The sequence below is a fragment of the Pseudomonas brassicae genome (assembly GCF_010671725.1).
Lineage (GTDB): Bacteria > Pseudomonadota > Gammaproteobacteria > Pseudomonadales > Pseudomonadaceae > Aquipseudomonas > Aquipseudomonas brassicae.
In genome coordinates, this window is sequence record NZ_JAAHBU010000338.1 from 1 (window position 1) to 3,644 (window position 3,644).

At 64.3% G+C, this 3,644-nt stretch carries 3 protein-coding genes; 1 reads left to right on the plus strand and 2 read right to left on the minus strand.

Going from position 1 to position 3,644, the window contains the following annotated elements; genetic code table 11:
- The first annotated feature begins 310 nt into the window (after positions 1–310).
- Positions 311–2,185, plus strand: a complete 1,875-nt coding sequence (locus G3436_RS21010; protein WP_163949031.1) for an MFS transporter — start codon at positions 311–313, stop codon at positions 2,183–2,185.
- A 27-nt stretch (positions 2,186–2,212) separates the two neighbouring features.
- Here the strand turns inward: G3436_RS21010 and sugE are convergent, their stop codons facing one another.
- A complete protein-coding gene (gene sugE, locus G3436_RS21015; RefSeq protein ID WP_163949034.1) occupies positions 2,213–2,530 on the minus strand; it encodes a quaternary ammonium compound efflux SMR transporter SugE in 318 nt (105 codons plus the stop codon).
- Between the two features lie 117 nt (positions 2,531–2,647).
- Entirely contained in the window at positions 2,648–3,610 is a 963-nt protein-coding gene (locus tag G3436_RS21020; protein WP_163949037.1) for a bile acid:sodium symporter family protein, read from the minus strand.
- Positions 3,611–3,644: the final 34 nt, after the last annotated feature.

Below are 3,644 nucleotides of genomic sequence, written 5' to 3' on the forward strand. Positions count from 1 at the left end.
AACACCCCAGCAGATGCTGAGCCTCACGGCCGTGCATGAGATAGAGCACGCGCGTGGGGTTGGTGGAAATGGCTTGAGCCGGGGTTCAGCGCACGCATTGATAGGGTGGGGGGGCTTGGGGGATCTGCGACCGCGTTGCGTCGTTCGCTGGCAAGCCAGCTCCCACAGGGTTTTGCGGCGCTCTCATAGCGTGTGGGAGCTGGCTTGCCAGCGAAGGGGGCGTCACGATCACTTGCATTTACCTGAGCAACTGTGGCTTTTTGCGTACCAGGTTCCTCCAATCACAAAGCCTCACTCAGGACCATGGACGATGAGCCACCCCTCACAGTTTGCCCTGCTGCAAAAACGGCGCTTCCTGCCGTTTTTCGTTACCCAGTCACTGGGGGCGTTCAACGACAACCTGTTCAAGCAGTCGCTGATCCTCGCCATCCTCTACAAGCTGAGCCTGGGCGCCGATGGCACCTTCCTGGTCAACCTTTGCGCGCTGCTGTTCATCCTGCCGTTCTTCCTGTTCTCGGCCCTGGCTGGCCAGTTTGGCGAAAAATTCGCCAAGGACGCGCTGATCCGCACGATCAAGCTGGCCGAGATCGTGATCATGGGCGTAGGGGCGGCAGGTTTCCTCTATGACCACCTGTGGATGATGCTGTTGGCGCTGTTTGCCATGGGTACCCACTCGGCGCTGTTCGGCCCGGTCAAGTATTCGATACTGCCCCAGGCACTGCGCGAAGACGAGCTGGTAGGCGGCAACGGCCTGGTGGAAATGGGCACGTTCCTGGCGATCCTGGCCGGTACCATCGGTGCCGGGGTAATGATGTCCAGCGCTCACTACGCACCGCTGGTGGCCTGTGCGGTGGTGCTGGTGGCGGTGCTCGGCTACCTCGCTAGCCGCGCCATCCCGCGGGCAGCGGCCTCGGCGCCCGGCCTCACGCTGCAGTGGAACATCTTTGCGCAGACCGCCGCCACCTTGCGCCTGGGGCTCAGGCAGACCCCGGCAGTGTCACGCTCGATTGTCGGCAATTCGTGGTTCTGGTTCGTCGGCGCCATCTACCTCACGCAGATTCCGGCCTATGCCCAGGCGTGGATGCACGGCGACGAAACCGTGGTCACCCTGATCCTGACGCTGTTCTCGGTAGGTATCGCGGTGGGTTCGCTGCTGTGCGAGCGGCTCAGCGGGCGCAAGGTGGAGATCGGTCTGGTACCGTTCGGCTCGTTCGGCCTGACCCTGTTCGGCCTGCTGTGGTGGTGGCACTCCGGGGATATTCCTGCCCCGGCCGCCCCCTACGACTGGTTGGCCCTGCTGGGCATGGCCAAGGCGTGGTGGATCCTGCTGTCGATCATGGGGCTGGGCATCTTTGGCGGCTTCTACATCGTGCCACTGTATGCGCTGATCCAGTCGCGTACCCCACAGGACCAGCGCGCACGGGTGATCGCTGCCAACAACATCCTCAATGCGCTGTTCATGGTGGTGTCGGCGATCATTACCATGCTGCTGCTGGGCGTGGCCGAGTTGAGCATCCCGCAGCTGTTCCTGGTGGTGTCGCTGCTCAATATTGCGGTCAACGCGTATATCTTCCGCATCGTGCCCGAATTCAGCATGCGCTTCATGATCTGGATGCTCAGCCATTCGATGTACCGCGTCGAACACCGTGACCTGCACAAGATTCCGGATGAAGGCGCCGCGCTGCTGGTGTGCAACCACGTGTCGTTCGTCGATGCGCTGCTGATTGCCGGTGCCGTGCGCCGGCCGATTCGCTTCGTGATGTATTACAAGATCTACCGCCTGCCGGTGCTCAACTTCATCTTCCGCACCGCCGGCGCGATCCCGATTGCCGGGCGCAATGAAGACCTGGCTACCTACGAGCGCGCGTTCGAGAAGATCGCGGCGTATCTGGCGGACGGTGAACTGGTGTGTATCTTCCCGGAAGGCAAGCTGACCACCGATGGCGAGATCGATGCCTTCAAGGGCGGCCTGAGCCTGATCATCGAGCGTACCCCGGTACCGGTGATCCCGCTGGCGCTGCAGGGCTTGTGGGGGAGTTTCTTCAGTCGCGATCCGGCCAAGGGGTTCTTGCGCCGCCTGTGGTCACGGGTAACCCTGGTGGCCGGCAACGCCGTCCCGGTAGAGGCGGCGCAGCCGGCGCTGCTGCGCGAGCGAGTCAGCGAATTGCGCGGTGCTGCGCGCTAGGGCTAGGTAGCAGGGCTTGGGCCAAGGTCAACTGGCGCTGACCTTGAGCCCCACCAGGCCAATGATGATCAAGGCGACGCTGCCCAGGCGCATCAGCGCCATCGACTCGCCGAACAGGATGATCCCGGCGATCACCGTGCCCACCGCACCGACACCGGTCCAGATCGCGTAGGCGGTGCCCAGTGGCAGCTCTTTCATGGCCAGGCCCAGCAAGCCGAGGCTCACCGCCATGGCGGCAACCGTCAGCACGGTGGGCAGGGGGCGGGTAAAGCCGTCGGTGTACTTGAGGCCGACGGCCCAGCCGACTTCGAACAGGCCGGCGAAAAACAGGATGATCCAGGACATGCGGTGTACTCCATCGATTGATGGGGCCGTCCCCGGGTCGGTCACGCAGTGCGTCGTGAGGTCGTCCTCACAGTGCGCACTATAGTGCACAAGTCTTCTCCGGGGGGCAAGTGCCGGTCAGCGTGTGGCGTCGACCGTTGCCGTCGTTGCTGGCGGTTCTTCCATGCGTCGGAACCAGGTCGAGAGGAGCGCCCCCGAGATGTTGTGCCATACGCTGAACAAGGCACTCGGCACGGCTGCAAGCGGCGAGAAGTGCGCACTGGCAAGGGCCGCGCCGAGCCCGGAGTTCTGCATGCCGACCTCCAGTGCCAGCGACTTGCGTTGCGCCAGTGGCAGCTTGAACAGCTTGCCGGTCAGGTAGCCCAGGGCGAAGCCGAAGGTGTTGTGCAGGATGACCACGGCCATGATCAGCAGGCCCGATTCGGCGATCTTGGCCTGGCTGGCAGCCACCACCGCGCACACGATCAGCACGATGCTCACCACCGACACCAGCGGGAGCACTTGCACGGCCAGTTGCACGCGGGCGCCGAGCAGGCGCTGGGTGAGCACGCCCAGCACGATGGGTAGCATCACCAGTTGCAGGATCGACCAGAACATCTCCATGAACGAGACCGGCAGCCAGGCCGAGGCCAGCAGCCAGATCAGGGCCGGGGTCAGCAGCGGGGCGAGCAGGGTGGTGACGGCGGCGATGGCCACGGCCAGGGCCAGATCGCCCTTGGCCAGCCAGGCCATCACATTCGACGAGGTGCCGCTTGGGCAGCAGCCGACCAGGATCACGCCGACGGCGATCTCGGCGGGCAGGTGGAACAGCTGGCACAACAGCCAGGCCATGCCCGGCATGATCACGAAGTGGGCGACCACGCCCAGTGCCACGCGCCAGGGTTGGCGGAACACGGCAGCGAAGTCGTCGACCTTGAGGGTCAGGCCCATGCCGAACATCACCAGGCCCAGCAGCGGCACGATGGCCACCTTGAGGCCGATGAACCAGGCGGGCTGCAGGAAGGCGAGGAGGGCGAACAGCAGCACCCACCAGGCGAAGGTATTGCCGACGAAGCGGCTGAGGGCGGCGAGGGCGCGCATGAGGGGTGCTCCTTTTTGTTATCGGCGGCCCCCC

Coding starts and splice junctions, on each gene's coding strand:
- G3436_RS21010 (WP_163949031.1), top strand. CDS start 311: ATGAGCCACCCCTCACAGTTTGCCCTGCTGCAAAAACGGCGCTTCCTG.
- sugE (WP_163949034.1), bottom strand. CDS start 2,530: ATGTCCTGGATCATCCTGTTTTTCGCCGGCCTGTTCGAAGTCGGCTGG.
- G3436_RS21020 (WP_163949037.1), bottom strand. CDS start 3,610: ATGCGCGCCCTCGCCGCCCTCAGCCGCTTCGTCGGCAATACCTTCGCC.